This is a genomic window from Bacillus sp. FSL K6-0073, assembly GCF_038006085.1.
Lineage (GTDB): Bacteria > Bacillota > Bacilli > Bacillales > Bacillaceae_G > Bacillus_A > Bacillus_A cereus.
Window position 1 is genome coordinate 1,909,828 of sequence record NZ_JBBOUN010000001.1, and the last position, 24,852, is coordinate 1,934,679.

The window sequence follows — 24,852 nt, forward strand, 5'->3', positions numbered from 1 at the left end:
AATGGTGGAGCTATTTTTTTGTTAGATTGCAGGTGTATATGATTGTTGCGAATTAAAAATGAATTTCATATTATACATATAATGGAGGGGATGTACATGAAGGAGCAATATAAAATCATTGTTTTAAGTGATGAATTATCAGGGGATAGGATTCGAAATACGTTAGACAAAAATAAATGTAAAACAATAGTTCATGTTGTGGACGTTTCAGATGTTGTTCGTATAGAAAGTTCTTTTCAATATATAGTCATTTGGAGAGGGGACGCAGAAAAACTTACAAATGACTTGATAAATAGGGGCGTGCAAAGTTCAAAAATTATTAATTTAACAAAATACATGTATGAATGGAAGGATAAATTAATTTCTATCTATCAAATAAATCCGGATCTTATGTCTTTATACATTTCTATGAAAAAAGCAAAGAGTGATCCGACGTATGAATTGTTTGCTACCGGTTTGTCTTATCCGCATTGTGGCATAAGTACGGAGCTTCTCTCAAAAAAGTCAATAAAATTAACACTTCCATCGCAAGATCTATACTATGATTATTTAATAGCGTCACAACTTTTATCAAACAATCATTCATTTCAATATTGTTTAATAGGAATAGCCTATTTCTCGTTTTACTTTGATATGTCGTTATCCTCCGAATCATATAGAATTCACAAAGTATATTATCCATTGTTTCAAGATGGTCATCATACTGTAGTTCACTCTCCTCTACCCACTGATGGATTCTCCCATCTAAATACTCCGAAACCACTTCTTTCTATTTTTAATTTGCATTTTGAATATATTTTATTAGACGGACTAAAAGATGAATCATTGATACTGCCTTGGATAAATGCTGAGTGGAATACCACTCCTCTTCACATTCCTTTTGAAGAACACGGGAAAATAAGAGCAGCTTCACATGCTAAATTGTCGTACCCTCATACTTTAGTTGAAAATAAAATGATTTTTAAAAAATATTTAGATTTACTGTTAAAAAACGATATAAAACCACTAATTGTTGTGTTCCCTGTTACTTCACATTATTTCAATTGTAGTAGTAAAAAATTAAAAGAAGATTTTTATAAAGTTATAAATGATTTTCAAACTCAATATTCTTTTCAAATCATAGATCTATTTGATTCGCCATTATTTTGTGACGATGATTTTTATGATAGTGATCATATGAATAAAAAAGGTGCAAATAAAATGTCCGCATTATTAAATATGTTTATTCAGGAACGAAAAGTATGATAATTTGTTTCATGTTTGCATAAAAGTATATAGGCTCCATACAGTTAAAGTAATGTGATTTTTGTGTCGCGTATATAAATAATATGCGAAGAGGTGAGAGAGTTAAAATGAGAACTCGTATTGAAAGAACTGAAGAGGTGGTAGAGCAACTTCCGTTGGTAAGTGTATTAATTCCTACGTATAATCGTCCTCGTTACTTTGAAAAGGCGCTATGTAGTGTGTTAGAACAAACGTACCCTAATATAGAAATTATAGTTGGAGATGACAGCACGAATGATGAAACAGAAAAAGTGTTACAAAAATACTTATGTGATCATTCAAATATTATTTATATAAAAAATAGATTAACTCTCGGACAATTTGAAAATGCGCTAATGTTATTTAATGAAGCGAACGGTGAATATATAAATTTTTTAATGGATGATGATGTATTTCATGTGAATAAAATTGAAAAAATGATGAAGTATTTTTTCGATGATTTAGATAATGAAATTAAGCTTGTAACATCTCATCGTCAAGTCATTGATGATAAAGGGAAAGAGCTACGACATATTTATTCGACTGTCCGTTTATTTGAAGAGGATACCATTATAGCGGGAACAGAATTAGGAAATAAGGTAATTGTGGATCAAAAAAATTATATTGGAGAACCGACAACAGTTTTATTTCGTAAAAATGATTTACAAGAACCGTTTGGGATTTTTGATAAGAGGCGGTATTTATGTAACGTAGATATAGCTTCATGGTTATCTTTATTAAGTAAAGGAAAAGCTGTATATATAGCAGAGACACTTAGTTACTTTCGATTACATCCAGATCAACAGTTAAATGAATCTAATAAAATGATGGATGGGTTAGAAGATTTTTCACACAGTATTATAGCAGGAGAACAATATGGTTTCTTATCCACTGAAAAAGAGTTAGACAAAGCGATAACTAATTTTCTAGATTATGCAAGAAGGATAGTTCCATCATCAATATTATATACATTAGACTATTACCAAAAAATTAGAGCGAAGAAAATAAACATAGAAAAGAAAAAACAACATATAAATAATAATTCTTCTTTACCGAAAGTAAGTATACTTATTCCTGCATACAATAGACCTTATTACTTAGAATTAGCACTCAACAGCGCTTTGAATCAAACATATGAAAATATTGAAATTATTATTTCTGACGACAGTACAAATAATGAAGTCAATGCTATGATTCAACCGTACTTACGTGAATATGAGTGTATTACATATGTAAAAAATGAAACGCCGTTAGTTGCCGAAAACTTTAATAAGTGTGTAGAACTTGCGAATGGGGACTATATAAACTTTTTATTAGATGATGATTTATTTCATCATGAAAAGATCGAGAGAATGATGCAATACTTTTTGGCGTTAGAAAATATTTCATTTGTGACGTCATATCGTGAACTGATTGATGAGAATGGAGAGATATTACCACCTTCAACATTAAATATGAAAATCGCGAAAGAAACTACACTTTTTGAAGGAAAAGAATTAGGGAATTATATGTTAAAAAACTTGAAAAATGTAGTTGGTGAGCCGACAACTGTTTTGTTTAATCGGAATTTGTTTGACGGGAAGTTTGGATATTTTAAAGGAAAGGCTTATTCTGCTATTAATGACATTGCAACTTGGCTAGATATGATGAGGAAAGGAAAAGTAGTTTATATACAAGAACCTCTTAGTTATTTTAGACAACATAGTGGACAAAATCAAAAACAAATGCATTTTATTTTAATGACAATTGAAGAGTGGATTGAATTAATTATAGATGCATATAATAGTGGATTTTTAAGCTCCGAAAGTGAGTATAAAGAGAGTTTATCTTATTGTTTAGAAAATGCGGGATTTATAGTTAAGGATGCAGTAAGAAATGGCGAACTAGATCAAATTTATAATGAAAAGATAAAAAAAGGGTTAAACAAGTTAGTTGCTCATATGTTCGAGAAAGAATGTTGTTATTGTCAATATTGCAATCAACAATTTGAAAAATTTTCACCTTGGCCAGCACATTATGATTTTCCGAAATATAAATTTGAGATGTGGAATAAAGATACAGGGATATGTCCAGTTTGTAATTCGATGGATCGTGAAAGATTGTATCGTGCGTACATTGAAACGGAAACGGACTTGTTAAATAGAAACTATACTATGCTTCATATTGCACCTGAAGCGAAGTTAAGAGATTGGTTTAACGAGTATAAAAATATTACGTATGTATGTGGTGACTTAGAACCAAAGGATCCATTAATGAAGGAAATTGATGTTACAAGGATTACATATGATAGTAATACTTTTGATGTAATATTATGTAGTCATGTGTTAGAACACGTTCCTGATGATGACAAAGCAATGCGAGAGTTATATAGAGTGTTAAAGCCAAATGGATGGGGAATTATTCAAGTACCAATCGTAATGAATGTAGATTTTATTGTAGAGAATGAATTAATTGTAACACCACAATTGAGGAAATTAGCTTTTGGTCAAGAAGATCATGTGAGAATTTATAATCAATCGGGATTTATTCAACGATTAATGAATGCAGGATTTAAGGTGGAATTATATAACATAGCGGAAAAACAAGGAATGAAAAGTGCTAGGAAATTTGGATTATCTGAAACGGATATGCTCTATATTGTCCGAAAATGATAGGAAGGAATAGATAGATATGGAGAGTATTCCTTTTTTACGTGCTTCAACTGTACCTGTAAGTGAGTATTTGGATGAATTGAAGGAAATTGATACATCTCACATATATACGAATTATGGACCTATAAATCAACGTTTTGAGGAAACAATTATGTCGTCATTTTTTCAAAACAGGGGAGCTGTTACAACAGTAGCAAACGCAACGTTAGGGTTAATGGCGGCTATTCAACTAAAGAAAAGAAGAAAGGGAAAGTATGCTCTCATGCCTAGCTTTACATTCCCTGCGACTGCCTTAGCCGCTATTTGGTGTGGATTGGAACCTTACTTTATTGATATTTCAATAGATGATTGGTATATGGATAAAACCGTACTTTTGCATAAGATAGAAGAATTAAAAGAAGAGGTTGCGATTGTTGTCCCGTACGCCACTTTTGGATCATGGATGAACTTAGAAGAATATGAAGAATTAGAGAAGAAGGGGATTCCGGTTGTCGTAGATGCGGCGCCGGGATTTGGTTTAATGAATGGAGGAATGCATTACGGTCAAGATTTTAGTGGAATGATCGTATATAGCTTTCATGCAACAAAGCCTTTCGGAATTGGTGAAGGAGGGCTCATATATAGTAAAAACGAAGAAGATATACAACGTATTAAAAGAATGGGGAATTTCGGATTTGATAAAAATCGTGAATGTACGATGATGGGGTTTAATTGTAAAATGTCTGAATACGCAGCAGCTATTGGGATTGCGACTATAAAAAAGTGGGATCAAAAATTAAAAGAACGCACTCGTATTTCTGAATGGTATAAACAGTTGTTACAAAATACTGGGTTAATGAAAAAAGGGTGGAAAGTCCAAAAGACAGAAGCAGTTATTCACCAATTTATGCCTATCATTTGTCCAGAAGAAGTTCGCAACATACAAGTAATAGAAGAATTGAAAAAACAGAAAATAGAAGCTAGATTATACTTTTCACCATCTTGCCACCAACAAGTTCTTTTTAAAAACTATAAGTCTACAGATTTAACAAAGACGAATAAAATAGCAAAACGAATCGTAAGTTTACCTTTATGGGAAGGAATGACGAAAGAACTAGTAGAGCAAATTGTAATCTGTTTAGAGCAGAAGGTGGTGTCGGTAGATGAATAGTTTTTATAGTCAAGAAGAACTAAAGGGAATTGGATTTTTATCTGTTGGGAAAAATGTATTGGTTAGTAAAAAAGCAAGTATATATAATCCGAGTGCTATATCAGTTGGCAATCATGTAAGAATTGATGATTTTTGCATTTTAAGTGGTAAAATCACAATTGGAAGTTATTCGCACATATCAGCGTATACAGCGTTATATGGAGGGGAAGTTGGGATTGAAATGCATGATTTTGCAAACATCTCAGCTAAAACAATCGTATATGCAGTACTTGATGATTTCAGTGGAAATACATTAATGGGGCCAACCGTCCCGAATCAATATAGGAATGTGAAAGCAGAAAAAGTTATTTTAAAAAAACATGTGATTATTGGTGCTAATTCTATTATTTTTCCAAATGTAACGGTAGGAGAAGGTACGGCAGTCGGTGCGATGAGTATGGTAAAAGAGAGTTTAGATGATTGGTATATTTACGCTGGAGTTCCCGTAAGGAAAGTAAAACCTCGTCAAAAAAAGATGCTAGAGTTAGAAATTGATTTTTTAAAAAGCATCCATTCTTAACAAAAAAGAATGAATGCTTTTTATTTTTATCCTGCTATTTGCCGATAAAGACTCGACTGGTGAGGGTTAATTAAAGTTTCACTTTATGATAGAGCGGAGTGTATCTTAACTTATTATGTTTTAAATTTTGCTGACCAAGGCAATACTGAGCCATAGTGAATGTAAAGTTGGAGGGCGAGCGTATATGTTTGATGAGGATGGGATTGTTTTAATTATGGAACCAGCTGATGAAAGAAACTTGAGGAGATTTATTTTTTCAGTGCCAAAGTCAGTGTATGAAAAGAAGGGGCTTACATTACACTATGGAACAGCTATAGGACAAGGGTATATGGATATAATTGAAGATATTATAAGCGTACATATAGAAATAGATGTTGTAACGATAATAGGGCATGTAAGAGGGTAAATAGCTATTTGAAAAAGGTTATAAACAATTTAGCTAGAAGTTATGTATAGAGAAAATTACAGACAATTATAAGGACGAAGGGGGTCTAAAATGAAAATAAAATCAATTGTATTAGTATTTATAGTTTCAATTGGTTTAATGGGATGTTCAATAGTGGAGGAAGGAAAGAACTCCATAGATTATGCTCAAAAGGCGACAGACTATGTAAATGAAATAAGTGCATTTGCAAATGATGCACCAGCATTAGCAGAAAAGGCCGTTAATGATAGCGAGGCTCGAAAAGAATTAGAAACGAAGCTTAGTGAAATTAAACAAGATATACCCGCATTCAATGAATTAACGCCACCTGATGTAGCAAAGGATCTTCATCAACAAATCGTCGGATATAACGAAAAGTTAAATACGTTAATTGATACGGCGAAGACAAAGATAGAAGAAGGCAAAGTGGATGTAGAGCAATTTAAAAACTCTGAGCTTATGCAGACGGTAGATCAAGTTCGAGATTTGAAAGATAAAGTGCAAAATTTAGGTCAATAGTAAAAAGCTCCGTTTGTGATAAACGGAGCTTTTTGTATAAGTGATTACTTAATAAAATACACCACAACACCCATTAAAATGATAGTATTCCCAATTACTTTTCTTTTCGTTACTTTTTCACCTAAAAAATACCAACCGAAAATTAATATGATGATATAACTTAATGATTCTAATGCAGAGACTTGATTTATTGTCAGTCCCTTTAAGGCGATAATATTGAATCCTGCGTTAAGTACAAATAAAGAGTAACCGATGATTACATATGGATTTACATATTCTTTTAATTTAGAATCATATTGCTGTAAAGTAGCCTTTTTTAATAAAATTTGTGAGTAATTGGCCAATACGATTCCAAAGATCAATAACAACATATAACTATTCATCTTTTGTCACCACCACAATTCCGACGATAATAATAGCCGCACCAAGTAAATGATTCCACTGTATCGTATCTCCAAATAGAACTACTGACCAAAGCATTGACCACAGTATAATAATTCCGCGATGTGAATATGCTTTTGATATTTCGAAATGCTTAATTACTTGTTGCCATAAAATTGCATATCCGAATAAAAGTACAACTAGTCCGAAATAAGCAATAAAAAATGAGATGGAAGCAATGGGAAACTTAGCTGCCCATTTCATGTAAACCACAATGATAGAATATATCAAAAAAGCTACATGTAAAAATACGTAATTTTTAATAGTTGGTTTCATTTATTCACTCTCTTTTACATATAAATATATATTTATATCTATCTTTTCCTAATAATAGATATTGGAACGTATTTTGTTTAATCTTTCACATTCCAAATTATATAGTATCATGGCTTTTATTGTAAAACAATAGAAGCTATGCATTCATTTTTTCCAAGGTTCTACAATATGTATCGTTTTATTTGTTGCATCCAACTTTACTTGAATACCGATAGGCATGGTAATCATGGGATGTGTATGACAACAATCGAAGTCAGCTAGAAAAGGAATTCTTTGATTTTGAAGTACTTCTAATAGTATTTCAAAAGGCTTTCGATTTGTACCACAATCATCAAATTGCTCATGTTTTCCAAGAATGATACCTGAAATTTTATCGAATACACCGTTAATTTTAAGTAATGAAAAGCTTCTTTCAATAGTAGCTGCATCTTTTGAACTGTCCTCAATGAAGAGAATGTCGCCTTCTTGAATATGTGGCATATAGGGGCTACCCAAAATTCCTTGTATCGTGTTTAAATTCCCGCCAATAATACGCCCAGTAGCTTTTCCATCAATTACTGAAATCCAATCGTTTGGTCGAAGTTCTTTCTCCTTCGTCTTTTCTTCCCAATTAATAAATTCATCTGACCAAAATAATGGTTGTTTTATATGATAAGGAAGAGAATGATCATGTAGTAAAGTTTCAGCAAAATATTTGTATGTGCAATCAACAAAAGGTTCAAATTCGCCAAAGGAAGGGACGAGAGCTGGTCCATAAAATGTAGGGATTCCTGTTTTGGCGTAAATTGCTAGTAATAAAGCAGTTGCATCTGAATACCCAATCATTATTTTAGGGTTCTTTAGAAAAGCATCATAATCAATATAAGGTAATATTGAATTTGAATTCATCCCACCAATTGTTGACATAATACAAGAAATATTAGGATTTCTTATTAAGACATTTAGCTCCTCAGCACGCTCTTGTATACTACCAGAACGATAAAAATCATATCGACCTGTTAATGAACCTTCTAATATATGAAACCCTTTCTGTTGTAAGTAAGATTTTGCTCGTTCAAATCTTTTTGGAGAAGTGTAGGTTACTGGTGAAGAAGGGGAGTAGATCCCAATTGTGTCTCCGTATTTTAATGATTTTGGAAGTAGCATTTGTATGAATCCCTTCTATTAAATAGTTTATCTCGCTATTTGACGGGTAGCCCGATTGGGGGGCTGATTAAAGTTTCGCTTTATTTACGAGATTTTATTATTGAATATTCTTACGTTTCAATATTGTAAGTTTAACATAAATAAATTAAAATAATCATTGCTGTACTATGAATAAATATACCTTTTACCTTGACTGTATAAAGGAATTGTTGTTAAGGTTAAATGTGAGCGTATAAAAGGTTTGCTAAAGGAGTTTTGAAATGAATCGGTTAAAATGGGGAAGGATGACAGTCCTATTAGTTATTATTTTAGGGATATGTTGGTTCTTATTCCAAGGAAATCAAAAGAGCATAGCGAATGTAGAGGGACAACCTTTGCAAGTGGCAGAACTACCTAAAGCAGGATTTACTGAAAAAGTAGTCCCGCCAAAGTACATCCCACCAGAAATTAACGCAAAAGCAGCTATGATTATCGATGCGAGTGATGGAGATATTATTTATCAATATAATGAAAATGAAGCTTTTGCACCGGCTAGTATGTCTAAGATGATGACAGCGTATCTCTTACTAGAGAGTATACATAACGGGAAAGTTCGCTGGGAAGATTCAGTAAAAATGAGTGCGAAGGCGGCACAAACAGAGGGAGCGAGAATCCCAGTACAAGTTAATGATACATTAACTGTTAAAGATTTATATCATGCATTAATGATTGAGTCAGCTAATAATTCAGCTGTGGCTTTAGCAGAACATATGGCAAAATCGGAGAAAGATTTCGTTCAGCTTATGGATGCAAAAGCGAAACAGTTAAAAATGTCGGAACATGCTAAATTTGCAAATGCTTCTGGATTACAAGAGCCGGATGGAAGTGAAACAAAAATGACGGCTGCTGATGTAGCGCAATTGGCGTATCATCTTATAAAAGATTATCCGGAAATATTAGAAGTGACTCACTTACGCCAAAGTCAGCTAGCATTTAATAATATTAATGTTATAAGCACAAACGACATGTTAAATAAAAATAATAAAAGTTTATATATAGAAGGAATGGACGGACTAAAGACTGGATTTACAGATAGTGCAGGATACTGTTTTACTGGGACTGCAAAGCAAGGTGATAATCGAATTATTACAGTGGTCATGGGGACATCAAATAAAACAAAACGTTTTACAGAGACAAATAAGTTAATGTTGTATGCATTTGGATTAGTTAATTAAGTAAGTAAAATACGAATCTAGATCGCTACATAAGTAAGACTGTTTGTTGTTACTAATTTTAGATAACAACAAACAGTCTTTTTATTTTTATTTTAAAAAGGAAAAAGCTTCTAAATATAAGTGGTATTATTTGAGTTTGTTTGTTGCTGTGATATTATAAAGTTATAAGCTTATTAATAATAAGTTTGAGGGGCGTAATATGATATATACATATGAAATAGCCTCAATTGAAAATTGGAGGGAATTATGATGGCAAAAGATTTTTACTCAGCAATTGAAGACAGAAGATCTATTTATGCAATTAGTAAAGAGCAAGTAGTTTCTGATGAGAAAATTCAAGAAGTGATTTATCATGCTGTAAAACATACACCTTCAGCTTTTAATTCTCAAAGTGCTCGCGTTGTTGTTTTATTAGGAGAACAACATGATAAATTATGGGATATTACGAAAGAAACGTTACGAAAAATTGTACCTGAAAATAACTTTGCACCTACTGAAGAAAAAATGAATGCATTTAAAAGTGGTTATGGAACGGTTTTATATTTTGAAGACAGTGAAGTAGTGGAAAGCCTTCAAGCTAACTTTGCATTATATAAAGATAATTTCCCAACTTGGTCTCAGCAATCATCAGGAATGTTACAATTTGCAATTTGGACAGCTTTAGAAATTGAAGGGTTTGGTGCTACGTTACAGCATTACAATCCGCTAATTGATGAAGAAGTGAGAAAAGAGTGGGATGTTCCAGAGAATTGGAAACTTATTGCACAAATGCCATTTGGTAAACCGGTAGTACATGCTGGTGAAAAAGAATTCCAACCGCTAGAGGGCCGTGTGAAAATTTATAAATAATTTAAAAAGGTGAACAGGAATATAACCTGTTCACCTTTTTTTATACGTAATAAGGTTTTTTTTGTCCGGCATTTTTCATCTGATTTTTTAATTCATTTTTACGTGTTTCAATAGCTGATACTTTTTGTAATGTTATCATTGAAACGAATTGAATAAAAGCATAGTATAGCTCTATGTTTTTTTGTATTGGATCATCTATTATATTTCTCACAAATATGCCTCCTCTTTTTATTCCAATAAAACTCCGTATTAATGGGCAGCCCGAGTGGTGAGGGTTAATAATTAGCGGAGGATGTATAAAACCCTTACTGATTAAAGTTTCATTTTATAAGGGAATGAAACTTTAATCAATTCGCTAAAATTCTTTTTTATTAAGATATGTATATAATACTATAAATATCCTATAAATTCCATTATGGGAAAAAGAGAACAGTTGATATAGTGTGTGTTTTCTTTAAAGGAGAAATGGCTTTTTTGAAATAAATCTTACAATTCGTCAAATTATTTCAAAATTGTAGATAGTATAGAAATTTAGTTTTCTAAAAATATTATACTATTGATAAATAGAGTGATTTTTGTCATGATGAAAGTATACTTCATGTAAGGAGCTTTATAAGGAAATACATAATGTGGTTTGTATTAGGTTAATAGAATTTTTTATAGAAGATAGAAAAGGGATGTTTTATATTGAGATATTAAATGAAATGTCGAATTTACATGCGATATATGAGAAATTTGAAAAAATCATTGCAAAAACACTATAATTAATGATAAAGTTCACATGAAGTTCACACGGATTTCACTTTGTTCATTTAAAATGAACTCTGTGTGAAAAATAAAACTCTTGCTAAAAAATGGAACTGGATGAATATTTTACTTTGATAATATTGTAAAGTATTAAAGTTTTAAGTTTTTTTTAAGAGGATAGTAGGGAAAGGAAGTAAAGACAACTTATGAAAAAAGTAATTGCAGGTTTAGCAGCAGCTTCTGTAGCTGGCGTTGCAGTTCCAGGAATGGATTCTGCTCATGCACAAGTTTCAAATGAAGCGCTAAAAGAAATTAATGGACAAACTCAAACTCAAACGACTGTAACTGAAACAAAAACTGTAGAAACAACTTCTGAATTAAAATACACAGTAACTGCTGATGTATTAAATGTTCGTTCAGGTGCTGGTACAGGACATAACGTTATTTCTAAAGTGAAATCAGGTCAAGTGCTACAAGTAGTTGGACAAGAAAACGGTTGGTTCAAAGTAAACGTAAATGGTCAAACAGGTTATGTAAGTGGTGACTTCGTAACGACTGGTGGCAAAACAGGAACGACTGTTCAACAAGGAACAGGTACTTACACAGTAAACGTTTCTTCACTTAACGTACGTACAGGCCCAAGTACATCTCATACAGTATTAGGTTCTGTAAACAAAGGTAAAACAGTACAAGTTGTAGGTGAAGTACAAGATTGGTTTAAAATCAACTTCAATGGTGGAACTGGATACGTAAGCAAAGACTTCGTAACAAAAGGTGGTTCTACTGTATCTAACGAAACACAACAACCAACTACAAACAACAATACTACAACAGTTCAAACTGGTGGTTCTTATGTTGTTAACACTGGTGCTTTAAAAGTACGTACAGGCCCAGCTACATACAACGCTGTAATCGGTGGAGTAACAAATGGTAAAGTATTAAACGTTACTGGTGCTGAAAATGGTTGGTACAAAATTAACCATAACGGCCGCACAGGTTACGTAAGTGCAGACTTCGTTAAGTTTGTAAAAGGCGGAGTAAACAACGTTACAAATAACAATAATGTTACAAATAACGTTCAACAACCAGGTAAAGACGTACAAAAACCAACAACAGGTGGAGATACATCTTCAATCGCTGGATTCGCTAGATCTTTAAATGGTTCACCATACAGAACTGCTGGTACAACACCTGCTGGTTTTGACTGCAGTGGATTCATTCACTACGTATTAAATCAAACTGGTCATAAAGGCGCTCGTCAAACAGTTGCTGGATACTGGAGCTCTAAAACAAAAACTAGCAATCCACAACCAGGTGATTTAGTATACTTCCAAAATACTTATAAATCAGGTCCTTCTCACATGGGTGTTTACTTAGGAAACGGTCAGTTCATTAGTGCAGAAACAGATGCAACTGGTGTACGTATTAGTTCTGTAAGTAACTCTTACTGGAGCAAGCACCTATTAGGTTACACAAAAGCATACTAAGAAAAAGTAGTTTTATATACTTTTCGTATAGAGAAAAGGCTTTCCAAGGAAACTTGGGAAGCCTTTTTATAGTTGAATAAATTGGAAGTTTAATAGTTTTTATTTTAACTTTCCATTTAAAAATCGATCATATAAGTCATGGAAATAGTTAGGACGAAATAAGTTCGCTGCATGTCCCGCTAAAGGTATTTCCTTATATAAAACGTTAGGCAAAATAGATTTCAAATCAAATAGACAAGATTTATAGAGATGATCATGCTCTCCCATTACCCATAGTATAGGGTGAGGAAGTGATTTTAATTTAGATTTTAAATCGAATTCTAACCGATGTCGTAATGACTGGGCAATTATGGATGAATGTAATTGTAATCCGAAACGGTAGTAAATATTTCTTGAAATGACTGCGAACGGATTTGCTTTTAATATACCGCTTGGAAAAATAGTATTTGCGTATTGAGAGAGCCATTTAGAGTATTCATCTCCTCGCTTCTCCCAAAAATTTTGAAATACATTATATAAACGAGAAGGGTTATTGTAATGTCCTCCAATATGACAAATACTTAATACTTTTTCTGGATGCATTTGTGCAAAAATTGTAGAGATGTAACAGCCGTAACTTAGCGCACAAATATGTGCTTTTTTAATACCTTCTTGTTCATATAAGTTTAATAATTGATCTACGAGGCGCTGTAATGAAAAGTCGATTGCTTCTCCTTTATCATCACCGTGACCTAATAAGTCATAAGTTATAATGTTGTAGGAGGCAGAAAATCGTTTTTGCTCTTTTTTGAAGGCGCGACGATTGCCAACTAATCCATGAATAAAAATAATTGTTTCCTTTTCAGAATGTATATTTGTTTGCAAAAAGGATACTCCTTTCACTAACTGGAGATTTATATCGTGTTTTAAATTATTTATCTATAATTTACATAGAGTAATATTAAGTACCAGGTAATAATATCAGATGTTTATATCTGTTGTAAAGATGAGTTTTTATGTATATTTTGTAAAAATAGAAAAAGTGTGTTTACATTCAGTTTACATTTGTATCGTATTCTAATTTTAGAAAGAACAGTTTTGTTTAACATGAGGAGATGAACAGGAATGGAAGTTAGAAATGAAATAAAGAAAAAAGGGAGTTGGAGGCAGTTTTTACGCCTTATTCAAGATACAAATCCTCCGAAAGGAATTTTAGTTTTTGCGTTGTTAATGAGTTTGCTTTCTACGGGAGCGAGTTTATTTATTCCTATGCTGACAAAAGGATTAGTAGATAATTTTTCGCTTTCTTCAATTAGTGCAGGACAAATTGTTGGGTTAGTTGCTTTCTTTGTAATGCAAACTATTGCGGCAGGGTTGTCTATATATTTACTAAATTATATTGGGCAGAAGATTGTAGCGGGACTAAGAGAACGTTTGTGGAAAAAGGTACTTATCTTGCCGGTATCTTATTACGATCAAAATAGAACAGGTGATACTATTAGCCGTATGACGAATGATACAGGTGTTGTGAAAACGTTAATTTCTGAGCATTTGTCAAACTTATTAACAGGTGGTATTTCAATTGTTGGATCGTTAATTGTATTATTTGTTTTAGATTGGAAAATGACTGCGTTACTTTTAACGGTTATTCCGTTGTCTGTGTTAATTTTAGTTCCACTTGGACGAAAAATGTATAAGATTTCAAAAGCGCTTCAAGATGAAACTGCATCTTTTACAAGTGTGTTAACGCAAGTGTTATCAGAAATTCGTTTAGTGAAATCTTCAAATACAGAAAAAAGAGAATATGAAACGGGTAATACAGGTATACAAAAGTTATTACAATTTGGTTTGAAAGAAGGAAAAGTGCAAGCATTAATTTCGCCAGTTATGTCGTTTGTTTTAATGGCACTACTTGTTATTATCGTAGGATATGGCGGGATGCGAGTTTCTAGCGGTGCATTAACAACCGGTGAACTTGTAGCGTTTATTTTGTATTTAGTTCAAATTGTAATGCCGATGAGTCAATTATCTATGTTCTTTACACAATTCCAAAAGGCAATTGGTGCAACGGAAAGAATTAGTACGATTTTAGAATATGAAGTAGAAGATCATGAAACTGGTGTGAAAGTGACAAATGCTAAGCAACCGATCGTTCTTGAAAATGTACATTTTGAGTATAACGAAGAAGAGCAAGTTTTGAAAAATATTGATTTCACAATTGAATCTGGAAAAGTGACAGCGATTGTAGGACCAAGTGGTAGTGGGAAAACAACGTTATTCTCATTACTGGAACGTTTTTATGAGCCAACTAGTGGCGCCATTAAATTAGGGGAAGAATCAATTACGAGTTATTCATTACAGTCATGGCGACGTCAAATCGGTTACGTATCACAAGATAGTCCGTTAATTGATGGAACAATTCGTGATAATATTTGTTATGGCGTCGAGGGCGAAGTAACGGATGAAGAAATTGAAAAAGTAGCAGCAATGGCATATGTTGATGCATTTATTCATGACTTACCAAAAGGTTATGCAACAGAAGTTGGAGAACGCGGTGTGAAGCTTTCTGGGGGACAAAAACAGCGAATTGCCATTGCCCGAGCGTTACTTCGAAATCCGCAAATTCTTATGCTAGATGAGGCGACTTCAAGCTTAGATAGTAAATCTGAGTCTGTCGTTCAAAAAGCGTTAAATAACTTAATGAAAGGCAGAACAACGTTAGTGATTGCGCATAGACTTTCTACTGTTGTAGATGCAGATAAAATTATCTTTATTGAAAAAGGGAATCTTACAGGTAGTGGTACGCATGATGAATTATTACAGACGCATGATATGTATCGTGAGTTTGCAACGCAGCAATTGAAAATTAAAGAGGGTGCATTATAAAATGAATCATCAGTGGGATTTTACTCCACTGATGATTCATTTTTAAACAATATATTAGATGCTAAGTAGAAAGGAAATGGTTCCTTTGATACCTAAAATTTTAATAGTAGATGACGATCCACACATTAGAGAACTCGTTTCTGTATTTTTAGAACGAGAAGGTTTTCAAACATATGAGGCAATTGATGGAGTAGATGCACTTCAGAAAATGGATGACGTAAAAGTCGATATGGTTATTCTTGATATCATGATGCCAAATATGGATGGATTTGATGTATGTTTTGAATTAAGAAAATACTATGATATCCCGGTTCTGATGCTAACTGCCAAAGGGGAAACATCACAAAAAGTAAAAGGATTTCACCTTGGGACAGATGATTATCTTGTAAAACCATTTGACCCTATAGAATTAGTAGTGAGAGTAAAGGCATTATTGAAACGTTACCAAATTACAGTTTCCCAATCGATTCAAGTTGGAAATGTATTATTAAATCGTAAAACATTCGAAGTTACATCTGGAGAACAAACGGTTACATTACCGTTAAAAGAATTTGAGCTGCTCTTTACTTTAGGGTCTAAATCGGGAAGAACTTGTTCGAGAGAGCAATTAATTGAAGAAATATGGGGATATGATTTTGAAGGGAATGAACGTACACTAGACGTTCATATTAATCGGTTACGTGAGAAGTTTCAAGAAGAGCAGTCGAAATTTAGTATTAAAACAATAAGAGGATTAGGGTATCGCTTAGAGGTAAGTAAATGAGAAAAAGAAAACGAATGAGTAAGTTGAAGATGCTGAAAGTATTTGGAGCGGTATTAGCGCTCTTTTCTTTTCTTACTATAATTTGGTCTATCGCATTTTATGTAGCAACTAGTATATTGAATGCTTTTGACGTAAACGTATCGCCGTTTGTTGCCTTTCTAATTAGTGATATGGTCGGTTTTGTATTTATTATTCTTATTTGGACATTGATTGGAATATTAATGAGGCCAAAACGAGAGGCAATGATTTGGACTATTATTGAACCGATACAAAAAATTGCAAAAGGAGACTTCTCCGTAAAAATACGAAATGAAGAAAAGTATGATGGCGAAATTGGCGTGCTCGTAAAAAGTATAAATGATATGACAGATGAACTGAATGCGATGGAGAAAATGAGACAAGAGTTTGTATCAAATGTTTCTCATGAAATACAGTCACCATTAACTTCTATAAAAGGATTTGCTAGAGCACTACAAGACGATAATCTTTCTGAGGAAAAAAGAAAGCATTATCTTACCATTATTGAAACTGAAACAACGAGATTATCTAAACTAAGTCAAAATTTACTAAAGCTAACTCTTTTAGAATCAGAAGAATATATACCAGAAAGAGTGAGCTATCGATTAGATCAACAATTAAAGCAAATTGTGTTAAATAGTGAACCACTCTGGGCTGAAAAAGAAATTGAGTTAGAACTAGATTTAGAAAAAGTACATGTTATTGCTGACCAAGAAAGTATGAGTCAAGTGTGGATTAATTTAATTCATAATAGTATTAAATTTACTCCAAGCGGTGGTACGATTACTATTCAGTTAAAGGAACATGAGACAGTAGTGGAAGTGCGTATCCGTGATTCAGGAATTGGTATATCAGAAGAACAGAAACAACATATTTTTGAGCGTTTTTATAAAGCGGATTCTTCACGAAATCGTGCCTATGGAGGAAGTGGCTTAGGTTTAGCTATTGTAAAGAAAGTACTCGACCTTCATCATGGGGAAATAAAAGTTGAGAGTGAGGAAGGAAAAGGTACTGAATTTATTGTGCGTATGCCAAATCATGAAGAGAAATAGTGTTAGAAGGAGAACCTTCTAACACTATTTCTCTTTAAAAATGCATTTACCGTTACTGCAATTATATTGATAAGCTTTTCCTTCGCTATTCATACTCATACACGCCCCTATGCTGGATTTGTTTTTATTTTACATGAATAATGGTAAAAAAATGAAACTTATAAATAAAAACTTTCTATAGTTACCTACAAGTAACCTACGCACATGAAAGTGCATCATTGCCTTTTTACATAAACATAGATACAATTTTAATATAATACATAACTGAGATGATTAAGGAGTGTTATACTTGGCAGAATTATTACAAGGTAAAAATGCTTTAATTACAGGAGCAGGTAGAGGGATTGGTCGCGCTGTAGCAATCGCATTAGCGAAAGAAGGCGTAAATGTAGGCTTATTAGCTCGTTCAGAAGAAAACTTAAAAGCTGTAGCGAAAGAAGTAGAAGCAGAAGGTGTAAAAGCTGTTATTGCAACTGCTGATGTTTCTTCATACGAAGAAGTAACAACTGCGATTGAAATGTTAAAAAATGATTTAGGATCTATCGATATTTTAATTAATAACGCTGGTATTTCTAAATTCGGTAAGTTTTTAGAACTAGACGTTGCTGATTGGGAAAAAATCATTCAAGTAAACTTAATGGGTGTATACTATGCAACTCGTGCAGCTTTACCGAGCATGATTGAACAACAATCTGGTGATATCATTAACATTTCATCTACAGCAGGACAAAAAGGTGCACCTGTAACAAGTGCATATAGTGCTTCTAAATTTGGTGTCCTTGGCTTAACAGAATCGTTAGCGATGGAAGTTCGCAAACATAACATTCGTGTAACAGCTTTAACTCCAAGTACAGTAGCAACTGATATGGCTGTAGATTTAGGATTAACTGATGGAAACCCTGATAAAGTAATGCAAGCAGAAGATATTGCAGAATTTATCGTAGCGCAGCTGAAATTAAATAAACGTACATTTATTAAATCTGCTGGGCTTTGGTCTACTAATCCATAGGAATTAAATTTAACTTTAAAAGAAGGGATATCTATTCTGTAAGGGGTAGATGTCCTTTCTTTATTTTTTGTATTCGAGACAGAATTTTCGGTATAATTAAAAGTGAATGGTAGAAAGCATTGGGAAATTGAAAGGGATGGCAGTTGTAAAAGAGTGATGTAAGGAGGAAAAAGGGATGAAAAAGAAGTTTCAAAAATTATAACATGTATCGTGTATAACGAGATTAGCTCGTGGACCTCCAATATACATAACACTATATTATATATTAAAAAATTGGAGGATATAAGTAGATGAGAACTGAAAAAGAAATGTTAGACGTAATTATAAATATAGCAAAAGAGGATGAAAGAATTCGAGCAGTTATCATGAATGGATCGCGTGTAAATCCAAATGTGAAAAGAGATTGTTTTCAAGACTATGATATTATGTATGTTGTAAATGATATACAATCTTTTACGTCTAATCATAATTGGGTTCATAGATTTGGAGAAATAATGATAGTACAAATGCCAGAAGAAATGTCGTTAGTTCAACCAGATGAAGATGGGAAGTTTCCATATTTAATGCAGTTCATGGATGGGAATCGGATTGATTTAACGCTAGTTCCAGTTGAGTTAATAAAAAAGTTCGTTGGACAAGATAGTTTAAGTAAACTGCTTCTTGATAAAGATAATTGTATGGAAGGATTCCCGCCAGCAAGCGATAAGGATTACTTAATAAAAAAGCCTACAGAAAAAGAGTTTTTGGATTGCTGTAATGAATTTTGGTGGTGTAGTACAAATGTGGCAAAAGGGTTATGGAGAGAGGAACTTTCTTATGCAAAAGGAATGCTTGAAGGACCAGTGCGAGATATGTTCATCGTAATGCTAGAATGGCATATTGGTATGAAAACAGACTTTACAGTTAATACAGGGAAGTTTGGAAAGCATTTCGAGCAATATATTGAAGAAGATATGTGGGAGCAATTTAAAAGGACATTTTCTAATGCTGAATATGAAAACATATGGGAGTCATTCTTTGTCATGAGTGATTTATTTAGGGAAGTGGCGAACGAAATCGCTAACACGTATGAATATCAATATCCGCAAGAAGATGATGATAAAGTGACGAACTATTTAAAACATGTGAAAACTTTGCCAAAAGATAGTACATCAATTTATTAATAATATAAAGCAGTAAGACTGTCCTAATTAAGGACAGTCTTATTTTTGTTTATGAATAACAATTTCTCTAACAAAGTGCAGATGAATCACATATGAAAATTTAGGGAGGTTTTTTATCATGTATTATTTTTATTCGCCACAAATGTTTACTCCATATCAATGGGGACTAGAACGAGATGTTTCGTATGCTTATATGCCATATAACTCACTTTATTATGGAGAATATATAAGCGCATTGCCATACGCATATATCCCTCAAAGCTATGAAGTACAAATGAAAGCAGATGATCGTGGATCGTGGACACCATTTTCATGGGTTGAAAAATATGCGTACGCATTTTCAGGACCGTATAATAAAGCGGAAGTAGCTCTTACATTTGATGATGGACCAGATTCAGAATTCACGCCAAAAATATTAGATAAGTTAAAACAACATAATGTAAAAGCTACTTTTTTCTTACTTGGTGAAAACGCAGAAAAATTTCCGAACGTAGTAAAGCGTATTGCAAATGAAGGGCATGTAATTGGTAATCATACGTATAGTCATCCGAACTTAGCGAAAGTAAATGAGGATGAGTACCGTAATCAAATTATAAAAACGGAAGAAATATTAAATCGTTTAGCTGGTTATGCACCGAAGTTTATACGTCCGCCATACGGTGAAATACTTGAAAATCAATTAAAATGGTCCACAGAGCAAAATTTTATGATTGTACAGTGGAGTGTTGATACGGTTGATTGGAAAGGTGTGAGTGCTGATACGATTACAAATAATGTGTTAGGGAATTCATTTCCTGGAAGTGTCATCCTCCAACATTCAACACCAGGTGGGCATTTACAAGGATCTGTAGATGCACTAGACAAAATCATTCCGCAGTTAAAAACGAAAGGGGCACGTTTTGTAACACTTCCAAGTATGTTCCAGACATCAAAAGAAAGAAAGTGAATGTGTTATGAATTGGGAAAATAAGGTTTATGTCGTATAATGAAAGTGTAAGTTAGGGGGGATATAATTGATTTATGCACTAGTAAACATAGGAATAAGCATATTGATTGGTATTATTTTTGTACTTGCGGCAATTATTCTTCAAAAGAATCCACCGACCGATATTAATGCGGCATATGGTTATCGTACGAAACGATCTATGAAAAATAAGGAATTATGGGGTGCGGGTAACAGGTATAGTGCAGAAGTGATGAAGCAAAATGGATTCATCATGATGTTAATTGGAAGTGTTATTAGTATACTGTTTAGATACTCCCATACAACGTTAGCTATAATGATCTTTATGCTAGTACTAATCATTCGCTTATTCATACGAGTAGAGAAAAGATTGAAGGCACTTGAGCAATAATGAAAAATAGGACTCCACGCAATATAATGCTAGGAGTCCTATTTTATTTATAAACTATTATTTTCTAGTAAGTCTTTTCCTTGTTCAACAACAAATTCATAGTATGCAAGATCATATGGATAAATATCATCAAAAGTTATCGTTATCGGTTTATTGCTCAAAACAGAAGTAGCTGTAAAAGATGAAATTTCACCATTTAATAGTTGTAGAAAAGAAGTTGCATGTACTTTCATCACATCGTCTACTTCTTCACCTGGTGCGAATGGAAGTGGATTGATGACATTGTGAAAATACATATGACAAAATTCACGATCAGTAAGATTTGAAATTTCATAATCTATTTTAAAGATTCCTTTGTATACTAAATCAGTAGTTTGAAAGGAAAGCCCCAATTCTTCTTCGATTTCACGAAGACCACCAATTTGTACATCTTCATCATGCATAATATGTCCAGCTGAAGTAATATCCCATATAAGTGGAGCTTCTTTTTTATTTTTAGAGCGTAATTGGAAATATAAGAATATATCTTTAGCATCTTTTTCTACAAACCAACAATGAAATGTTTCGTGCCAATCACCGTCACGATGCACTTCATCGCGTAATTTCTTCCCAAGTGTATTTCTTTCAGAATCAAATATTGTTAACCACTCTGTCATTTTAATTCCCCTTTCTGCAAATTTTATTATACAATATTCGTATTGAATTTTGGGAAAATAAAGAAAAAGGGGCGATTATAAGTGGAGATAGAGCGTATGGAAATAAAATCGATTATTTCAACAGAGGAAGAGTTACGGAAAATATTGGGGAAACCAAGTGAGCGAGCATTGAAAAAAGTTATTTCATCATTAGACCACCATGGTGTAGATTTCCTTTCTAAATCTCCTTTTCTAGTATTATCTACTGCAAATAAGTTGGGGGAGTGTGACGCCTCGCCGAGAGGAGACGCACCTGGATTTGTATACGTACTCAATAATAATAAAATTATCATTCCAGAAAGACCAGGAAATCGTCGTATAGACTCCATTTTGAATATTATTTCAAATCCACGTGTAGGACTAATCTTTTTTATTCCAGGTCTTGGGGAGACACTTAGAATAAATGGCCGAGCGTATATTACAAACGACGAAGAAATTTTGAAAGAAATGCAGGCGAATGGACGTAATCCGTTGCTTGGAATTGTTGTTGAAATAGAAGAGTGTTACATTCATTGTGCAAAAGCGTTTATTCGTTCGAAGATATGGGATCCAGAATCTTGGTTACATAAAAAAGAGTTACCTTCAGCAGCAAAAATGTTGTTAGAGCATGCGAAAGTGAATGCTTCAGAAGAAGATGTTGCACGTTCTTTAGAAGAAAGTTATACAAAAAGATTGTATTAAAAATTTTATTGATATAATTTTGTAAGGTGAGTATGTACGGGTTTTAGAATGGGGATTTATCCCGCATTAACGGGCAGTAACACCCCTACCTCAAAATTCAGCGAAAGCAAAGAAGTTAGGTGGGGATCAACTGCCCGTAAAAGCCCGATTGGTGAAGGCTAATAATCAGTGGGGATGAACAAAATCCTCACTGATTAAAGTTTCACTTTATATATGAACCGTTGATTTATAAACTGGAGAAATGACAAAATAGGTAAATTGAGTGGCAGTTGCATAATGCTATTGTGAAATATAATAAAAAATTATTTTGAAAATAGTTAGTAAAAATAGGCTTGCTTTTTAAAAATTTGATAACTATAATAAGTTAACAAATAGACATGAACGAAAAAGTAATGATAAGGACACGAAATCATTTTTACGGTTTACAGAGAGGGAAGCCAAGGGTGTGAGCTTCCTAACACGAGAAATGATTTTACCACCTTTGAACTTCAATAGTGAACGAGTAATCTAGTAATTATTGGCGGTATCAGCCGTTATCTGAACTTGAGCAATCTAGAAGGAGATACGTCTAGATTGGAACAAGGGTGGAACCACGAAAACACATTCGTCCCTTTCCTAGGGATGAGTGTGTTTTTTATGGTATAAGAGATTGAAAATTTAAAATAATTAAAAAATAGTATTGATTTTGTTTTTTATGCGAGTATAATGAGTTAACAAATAAACATGAACGAAAAAGTAACGATAAGGACACGAAATCATTTTTACGGTTTACAGAGAGGGAAGCCAAGGGTGTGAGCTTCCTAACACGAGAAATGATTTTACCACCTTTGAACTTCAATAGTGAACGAGTAATCTAGTAATTATTGGCGGTATCAGCCGTTATCTGAACTTGAGCAATCTAGGAGGAAATACGTCTAGATTGGAACAAGGGTGGAACCACGAAAACACATTCGTCCCTTTCCTAGGGATGGGTGTGTTTTTTTACTTTGAAAGACCAACTATGAGAAGTCAAGGAGGATTTTTTATATAAATAGGGGGTGTTTCTCTAAAAAAGGGCGTATCAAATAAACCTAAGGATTTTCAAAAAAATGAGAAGTTCATGTTTCTGTTGTGTGTGGTGGAATTTCATAAGGTTTATTGCTTTTAAGAATGGCATAGATAATGTAACACAGCTTTCTAGCTACGGCTCCTATACAAACATAGTAGTGCTTTCCTTGTTTTCGTTTCTTTTCATAAAAGGCTTTTAATACAGGGTCATGTTTATGAGCTGTAATAGCCGCCTGGAATAAGGCTCTACGCAAATGAGAAGAGCCACGTTTGGATATAGACGTACCTGAGGATTCAAATTGCCCAGATTGGGACACAGAGGCATCGATGCCTGCGTATGCGACAAGTTTAGATGGTTTGTCAAAGCGGTGTATATCCCCAATTTCACTTAGTATAGTGGCACCTAAAATCGGTCCAACGCCAGGTATTGTCATGATAGGAGTATCTAAATCAATTAAAAGTTGTGACATTTCTTCTTCACACTCTTTGATTTGATCTTCGATAAAACGAATTTGCTCCATCAACATTTTTAGTTGAAAGGAAAAAGCGTTTTTACAGAAAGTAACACCAAACGAATTAGAGGCTAATTCCATTAGTTTGTTGGCTGTTTTCTTCCCAAGTCGGTTACGACTGGTTTGCTCAATTATTTGTGTTAAATCATCAATAGATATCTGTTCATAGTCACTAGGAGAGGAATATTCAAGTAAGATTTGTGAAGAAGTTTTACCAAAAACATCCGAAAAGATGCTTTGGTACTCTGGGAAAGTCTGATCTAATACGACAAGAGCTTTTCTTTTTAAATCACTCATATTACTTACAAGCGCATTACGAAAGCGGCTCATTTGTTTTAGAGCGAACATTTTCTCGTCCACAAGTGGAGTTTCAACAAAACGGCCGAATCGAATGATATCGGCAATCATAGTGGCATCAATGGCGTCTGTTTTCCGCTTTCTAATTTCTGTTCCTTTTCGCCAGGCATTGGTTTGAATTGGATTTAATACAACGACTGAGAAGCCATGATCCAGTAGAAAAGAATAAATGGCTAACCAATAATGTCCTGTTGCCTCCATTCCAATCATTATTTCTGTAGGAGACTCAATGTATCGGTACATCCAATTTAATAGTGCTTGTCCACCTTCTTTGTGATTCTGAAAGGGAAATGGCTTAGTAATAGGTTTTCCAGTTTGATCGATAATGGACGCATAATGTTTATGTTTAGCGATATCAATACCTAAATAGAACATAGCTTACACCCCTATTTTAATCAGTGTTAGATAGTGTTGTCCTCCTCTGAACTAATAAGCGCTACTACCTCGTAAGAGATACGAAGAATGACCAATGGTCATCAACATCCAACTCATTCGTAAACTACTTATTAGACAGAGGTACCATTCTTTCAACCGAATACAAAGATTCAAGGAGGTGGTCGGCAACACTCTATCTACAAATTTAAGTATCTCATAAAAATAGATACTCTT

24 protein-coding genes, 1 pseudogene and 2 other annotated features are annotated in these 24,852 nt (G+C 33.5%); of the genes and pseudogenes, 17 read left to right on the forward strand and 8 right to left on the reverse strand.

Annotated elements, in window-relative coordinates:
* Nucleotides 1-96: 96 nt before the first annotated feature.
* The 6 genes from MHB52_RS10020 (at nt 97) to MHB52_RS10045 (ending at nt 6,566) form a co-directional block, all read left to right on the forward strand.
* A complete protein-coding gene (locus MHB52_RS10020) occupies nt 97-1,245 on the forward strand; it encodes a hypothetical protein (protein ID WP_061664149.1) in 1,149 nt (382 codons plus the stop codon).
* A 107-nt stretch (nt 1,246-1,352) separates the two neighbouring features.
* On the forward strand, nt 1,353-3,914 hold the full coding sequence (locus MHB52_RS10025; RefSeq protein ID WP_061664150.1) for a glycosyltransferase: 2,562 nt from the start codon (nt 1,353-1,355) through the stop codon (nt 3,912-3,914).
* A 19-nt stretch (nt 3,915-3,933) separates the two neighbouring features.
* Entirely contained in the window at nt 3,934-5,064 is a 1,131-nt protein-coding gene (locus MHB52_RS10030; protein ID WP_000443945.1) for a DegT/DnrJ/EryC1/StrS aminotransferase family protein, read from the forward strand.
* Nucleotides 5,057-5,623 (forward strand): acyltransferase, encoded by a 567-nt coding sequence (locus MHB52_RS10035; protein WP_001084167.1) that lies wholly within the window; start codon nt 5,057-5,059, stop codon nt 5,621-5,623. The genes MHB52_RS10030 and MHB52_RS10035 overlap by 8 nt, the downstream gene beginning before the upstream one ends.
* A gap of 184 nt (nt 5,624-5,807) precedes the next feature.
* Nucleotides 5,808-6,029 (forward strand): hypothetical protein, encoded by a 222-nt coding sequence (locus MHB52_RS10040; protein WP_000459099.1) that lies wholly within the window; start codon nt 5,808-5,810, stop codon nt 6,027-6,029.
* Between the two features lie 90 nt (nt 6,030-6,119).
* Nucleotides 6,120-6,566: a DUF6376 family protein gene (locus MHB52_RS10045; protein ID WP_000695229.1), complete on the forward strand. Its 447-nt coding sequence runs from the start codon at nt 6,120-6,122 to the stop codon at nt 6,564-6,566.
* A 44-nt stretch (nt 6,567-6,610) separates the two neighbouring features.
* Here MHB52_RS10045 and MHB52_RS10050 read toward each other — a convergent pair whose 3' ends face one another.
* The 3 genes from MHB52_RS10050 to MHB52_RS10060 all read right to left on the reverse strand — a co-directional run bounded on the left by MHB52_RS10050 (nt 6,611) and on the right by MHB52_RS10060 (nt 8,429).
* Complete coding sequence (locus tag MHB52_RS10050) at nt 6,611-6,949, reverse strand: EamA family transporter (protein ID WP_001089876.1); 339 nt, start codon at nt 6,947-6,949, stop codon at nt 6,611-6,613.
* On the reverse strand, nt 6,942-7,283 hold the full coding sequence (locus MHB52_RS10055) for an EamA family transporter (RefSeq protein WP_000805132.1): 342 nt from the start codon (nt 7,281-7,283) through the stop codon (nt 6,942-6,944). The genes MHB52_RS10050 and MHB52_RS10055 overlap by 8 nt, the downstream gene beginning before the upstream one ends.
* A 144-nt stretch (nt 7,284-7,427) precedes the next feature.
* On the reverse strand, nt 7,428-8,429 hold the full coding sequence (locus MHB52_RS10060) for a S66 family peptidase (RefSeq protein WP_000926316.1): 1,002 nt from the start codon (nt 8,427-8,429) through the stop codon (nt 7,428-7,430).
* A gap of 260 nt (nt 8,430-8,689) precedes the next feature.
* On the opposite strand from MHB52_RS10060, the gene MHB52_RS10065 reads away from it, so the two are divergent.
* Both MHB52_RS10065 and MHB52_RS10070 read left to right on the forward strand, forming a co-directional pair.
* Entirely contained in the window at nt 8,690-9,643 is a 954-nt protein-coding gene (locus MHB52_RS10065; protein WP_061664152.1) for a D-alanyl-D-alanine carboxypeptidase family protein, read from the forward strand.
* A gap of 246 nt (nt 9,644-9,889) precedes the next feature.
* Entirely contained in the window at nt 9,890-10,492 is a 603-nt protein-coding gene (locus MHB52_RS10070; protein WP_172797035.1) for a nitroreductase family protein, read from the forward strand.
* Nucleotides 10,493-10,532: 40 nt separating this feature from the next.
* On the opposite strand, the gene MHB52_RS10075 is transcribed toward MHB52_RS10070, so the two are convergent.
* Complete coding sequence (locus MHB52_RS10075; protein ID WP_001244278.1) at nt 10,533-10,703, reverse strand: hypothetical protein; 171 nt, start codon at nt 10,701-10,703, stop codon at nt 10,533-10,535.
* Nucleotides 10,704-11,445: 742 nt separating this feature from the next.
* Here MHB52_RS10075 and entFM point away from each other — a divergent pair.
* Nucleotides 11,446-12,726: an enterotoxin EntFM gene (gene entFM, locus MHB52_RS10080; RefSeq protein WP_061664154.1), complete on the forward strand. Its 1,281-nt coding sequence runs from the start codon at nt 11,446-11,448 to the stop codon at nt 12,724-12,726.
* Between the two features lie 99 nt (nt 12,727-12,825).
* On the opposite strand, the gene MHB52_RS10085 is transcribed toward entFM, so the two are convergent.
* Complete coding sequence (locus MHB52_RS10085; protein ID WP_001194306.1) at nt 12,826-13,590, reverse strand: alpha/beta fold hydrolase; 765 nt, start codon at nt 13,588-13,590, stop codon at nt 12,826-12,828.
* A gap of 240 nt (nt 13,591-13,830) precedes the next feature.
* Between MHB52_RS10085 and MHB52_RS10090 the strand changes: the two genes are divergently transcribed.
* The 3 genes from MHB52_RS10090 (at nt 13,831) to hitS (ending at nt 17,424) form a co-directional block, all read left to right on the forward strand.
* A complete protein-coding gene (locus MHB52_RS10090) occupies nt 13,831-15,591 on the forward strand; it encodes an ABC transporter ATP-binding protein (protein ID WP_061664156.1) in 1,761 nt (586 codons plus the stop codon).
* Nucleotides 15,592-15,676: 85 nt separating this feature from the next.
* A complete protein-coding gene (gene hitR / locus MHB52_RS10095; RefSeq protein ID WP_000612414.1) occupies nt 15,677-16,354 on the forward strand; it encodes an envelope stress response regulator transcription factor HitR in 678 nt (225 codons plus the stop codon).
* On the forward strand, nt 16,351-17,424 hold the full coding sequence (hitS, locus tag MHB52_RS10100) for an envelope stress sensor histidine kinase HitS (protein ID WP_001231615.1): 1,074 nt from the start codon (nt 16,351-16,353) through the stop codon (nt 17,422-17,424). Before hitR ends, hitS begins: the two co-directional genes overlap by 4 nt.
* Nucleotides 17,425-17,448: 24 nt before the next feature.
* Here the strand turns inward: hitS and MHB52_RS36780 are convergent.
* Nucleotides 17,449-17,517: pseudogene (locus tag MHB52_RS36780) on the reverse strand (DUF3139 domain-containing protein); the annotation flags it as partial.
* A gap of 196 nt (nt 17,518-17,713) precedes the next feature.
* Between MHB52_RS36780 and MHB52_RS10105 the strand changes: the two are divergent.
* The 4 genes from MHB52_RS10105 (at nt 17,714) to MHB52_RS10120 (ending at nt 20,951) form a co-directional block, all read left to right on the forward strand.
* On the forward strand, nt 17,714-18,433 hold the full coding sequence (locus MHB52_RS10105) for a 3-ketoacyl-ACP reductase (protein WP_061664158.1): 720 nt from the start codon (nt 17,714-17,716) through the stop codon (nt 18,431-18,433).
* A 290-nt stretch (nt 18,434-18,723) separates the two neighbouring features.
* Entirely contained in the window at nt 18,724-19,596 is an 873-nt protein-coding gene (locus MHB52_RS10110) for an aminoglycoside 6-adenylyltransferase (RefSeq protein ID WP_001258541.1), read from the forward strand.
* A gap of 118 nt (nt 19,597-19,714) precedes the next feature.
* Entirely contained in the window at nt 19,715-20,542 is an 828-nt protein-coding gene (locus MHB52_RS10115) for a peptidoglycan-N-acetylglucosamine deacetylase (RefSeq protein WP_000291226.1), read from the forward strand.
* Between the two features lie 70 nt (nt 20,543-20,612).
* Nucleotides 20,613-20,951, forward strand: coding sequence for an SdpI family protein (locus MHB52_RS10120; RefSeq protein ID WP_033667343.1), 339 nt, complete (start codon nt 20,613-20,615; stop codon nt 20,949-20,951).
* Between the two features lie 47 nt (nt 20,952-20,998).
* Here MHB52_RS10120 and MHB52_RS10125 read toward each other — a convergent pair whose 3' ends face one another.
* Entirely contained in the window at nt 20,999-21,607 is a 609-nt protein-coding gene (locus tag MHB52_RS10125) for an NUDIX hydrolase (RefSeq protein ID WP_000141384.1), read from the reverse strand.
* A gap of 81 nt (nt 21,608-21,688) precedes the next feature.
* On the opposite strand from MHB52_RS10125, the gene MHB52_RS10130 reads away from it, so the two are divergent.
* Nucleotides 21,689-22,327 carry a pyridoxamine 5'-phosphate oxidase family protein gene (locus MHB52_RS10130; RefSeq protein WP_061664160.1) on the forward strand — a complete coding sequence of 213 codons (639 nt, stop codon included), beginning with the start codon at nt 21,689-21,691 and terminating at the stop codon, nt 22,325-22,327.
* A gap of 383 nt (nt 22,328-22,710) precedes the next feature.
* Nucleotides 22,711-22,942: a binding site (T-box leader), on the forward strand.
* A 114-nt stretch (nt 22,943-23,056) separates the two neighbouring features.
* Nucleotides 23,057-23,288, forward strand: a binding site (T-box leader).
* A 136-nt stretch (nt 23,289-23,424) separates the two neighbouring features.
* Here the strand turns inward: MHB52_RS10130 and MHB52_RS10135 are convergent.
* A complete protein-coding gene (locus MHB52_RS10135; protein ID WP_061663050.1) occupies nt 23,425-24,618 on the reverse strand; it encodes an IS110-like element ISBth13 family transposase in 1,194 nt (397 codons plus the stop codon).
* Between the last annotated feature and the right edge of the window lie 234 nt (nt 24,619-24,852).

Coding starts and splice junctions, on each gene's coding strand:
- MHB52_RS10115 (WP_000291226.1), top strand. CDS start 19,715: ATGTATTATTTTTATTCGCCACAAATGTTTACTCCATATCAATGGGGA.
- hitS (WP_001231615.1), top strand. CDS start 16,351: ATGAGAAAAAGAAAACGAATGAGTAAGTTGAAGATGCTGAAAGTATTT.
- MHB52_RS10055 (WP_000805132.1), bottom strand. CDS start 7,283: ATGAAACCAACTATTAAAAATTACGTATTTTTACATGTAGCTTTTTTG.
- entFM (WP_061664154.1), top strand. CDS start 11,446: ATGAAAAAAGTAATTGCAGGTTTAGCAGCAGCTTCTGTAGCTGGCGTT.
- MHB52_RS10090 (WP_061664156.1), top strand. CDS start 13,831: ATGGAAGTTAGAAATGAAATAAAGAAAAAAGGGAGTTGGAGGCAGTTT.
- MHB52_RS10020 (WP_061664149.1), top strand. CDS start 97: ATGAAGGAGCAATATAAAATCATTGTTTTAAGTGATGAATTATCAGGG.
- MHB52_RS10025 (WP_061664150.1), top strand. CDS start 1,353: ATGAGAACTCGTATTGAAAGAACTGAAGAGGTGGTAGAGCAACTTCCG.
- MHB52_RS10045 (WP_000695229.1), top strand. CDS start 6,120: ATGAAAATAAAATCAATTGTATTAGTATTTATAGTTTCAATTGGTTTA.
- MHB52_RS10060 (WP_000926316.1), bottom strand. CDS start 8,429: ATGCTACTTCCAAAATCATTAAAATACGGAGACACAATTGGGATCTAC.
- MHB52_RS10050 (WP_001089876.1), bottom strand. CDS start 6,949: ATGAATAGTTATATGTTGTTATTGATCTTTGGAATCGTATTGGCCAAT.
- MHB52_RS10040 (WP_000459099.1), top strand. CDS start 5,808: ATGTTTGATGAGGATGGGATTGTTTTAATTATGGAACCAGCTGATGAA.
- MHB52_RS10110 (WP_001258541.1), top strand. CDS start 18,724: ATGAGAACTGAAAAAGAAATGTTAGACGTAATTATAAATATAGCAAAA.
- MHB52_RS10030 (WP_000443945.1), top strand. CDS start 3,934: ATGGAGAGTATTCCTTTTTTACGTGCTTCAACTGTACCTGTAAGTGAG.
- MHB52_RS10035 (WP_001084167.1), top strand. CDS start 5,057: ATGAATAGTTTTTATAGTCAAGAAGAACTAAAGGGAATTGGATTTTTA.
- MHB52_RS10135 (WP_061663050.1), bottom strand. CDS start 24,618: ATGTTCTATTTAGGTATTGATATCGCTAAACATAAACATTATGCGTCC.
- MHB52_RS10065 (WP_061664152.1), top strand. CDS start 8,690: ATGAATCGGTTAAAATGGGGAAGGATGACAGTCCTATTAGTTATTATT.
- MHB52_RS10125 (WP_000141384.1), bottom strand. CDS start 21,607: ATGACAGAGTGGTTAACAATATTTGATTCTGAAAGAAATACACTTGGG.
- MHB52_RS10070 (WP_172797035.1), top strand. CDS start 9,890: ATGATGGCAAAAGATTTTTACTCAGCAATTGAAGACAGAAGATCTATT.